The organism is Streptomyces cinereospinus (assembly GCF_042430725.1).
GTDB classification, from domain to species: Bacteria; Actinomycetota; Actinomycetes; order Streptomycetales; family Streptomycetaceae; genus Streptomyces; species Streptomyces cinereospinus.
In genome coordinates, this window is record NZ_JBHMCY010000180.1 from 1 (window position 1) to 1,394 (window position 1,394).

Sequence of the window (1,394 nt, forward strand, 5' to 3'; positions counted from 1 at the left end):
GACGACGGCATCACCACCCTCGACCGCTTCGCCCCGCCCGCACCGCGGAAGACCGCCCGGGCCGAGGAGAGGCCCACACGATGAGCAGCACGCAACCTCACGGCGACGCCGGCCGGGCGGCCGGCGGTGGGCCGGCCAGCCGTCCCGACGCGGCCGCGGGTGCGGCCGAGCCGGTGTCCGGCGCGCCGGCCGGCCCGAGCGGCCGGATCCCGGCGGCGATCGTCGACGCCCCGGGCGCCGCACCGCGACTGGGCTCGGTCGTCCTGCCGCCACGCACGCCCGGCACCACCCTCGTGGCCGTGGTCGCGGCACCGCTGAACCCGCTGGACCTGGTCATCGCGTCGGGGACGTTCCACTCGGCGCGCCACGAAGCCCCCTACGTCCCGGGCAGCGAGTGCGTGGGGGTCGTGCTCGACTCCGACGGCCATCCGCCCGGCACCTGGGTCTACGCCGAGTGCCACGCCTCACCGGACACCCCTGGTTCCTTCGCCGCGCGGGTCCTCGTCGCCGACGAGGACATACTGCCGTTGCCGGCCGGCCTGGACCCCGTGCGGGCCGCGGCCGTCGGCAACTCCGGCACGGCCGCGTTCCTGCCCCTGGTCGAGGAGGCCGGTCTGCGCGCCGGGGAGACGGTGCTGGTGCTGGGGGCCACGGGCGCGGTCGGGCAGCTCGCGGTCCAGGTGGCGCACCGGTACGGCGCGGGCCGGGTGGTCGGCGTCGCGCGCGACCGCGGAGCACTGGAGCGCCTGCCCGCCATCGGCGCGGACGCCGTCGTCGAGCTGCGCGCGGGCGAGGACCCCGAGGAGCTGGCGGCCCGGTTGCTGGCCGCGGCCGGGCCGGTGGACGTCGTCCTCGACGGCGTGTACGGCGAGCCGCTGGAGGCGGCGCTGCGGGTGTGCGCGCCACGGGCCCGGGTGGTCAACATCGGCAATCCGGCCGGCGCGACCGCGCGGGTGCCGGCCGGGCTGCTGCGCGGCAAGCAGCTCACCCTGTCCGGCTTCGCCGGTCTGCACACCCCGCTGCGGGACAAGGCCGGGGCGCTGTCCTGGCTGTGGGCGGCGCTCGCCCGCGACGAGCTGCGGGTCGACGTCCGCACCTTCCCCCTCGGAGAACTTCCGTCGGCGTGGCGGACGCAGGAAGGCTCACCGCACGCCAAGTGCGTCGTCCTGCCCCCGGACGCCCGGCACCCGGTGCCGGACCACGACGGTCCGGCCGACGACCGTCCAGCCGACGACGACCGTGTAGCCGACGACCGTCAGGCCGTCGCTCCGGACGGTCCCGGTGCGAGGGAGCCGGGCGCATGACGGCACCGTCCGAGCCGCGCCCCGGCACGCCACTGCGGCCCGTGGTCGACTGCACCATTGTCGGTGGTGGTCCGGTCGGCCTGCTGACCG

At 77.5% G+C, this 1,394-nt stretch carries 1 protein-coding gene; it reads left to right on the plus strand.

Annotation, left to right across the window (positions count from 1 at the left end; all coding sequences use genetic code 11):
* Positions 1-80 precede the first annotated feature (80 nt).
* The gene (locus ACFF45_RS35390; RefSeq protein ID WP_381351148.1) at positions 81-1,304 is read left to right on the plus strand and encodes a quinone oxidoreductase family protein; all 1,224 of its coding nucleotides are present in this window, start codon (positions 81-83) and stop codon (positions 1,302-1,304) included.
* Positions 1,305-1,394 lie beyond the last annotated feature (90 nt).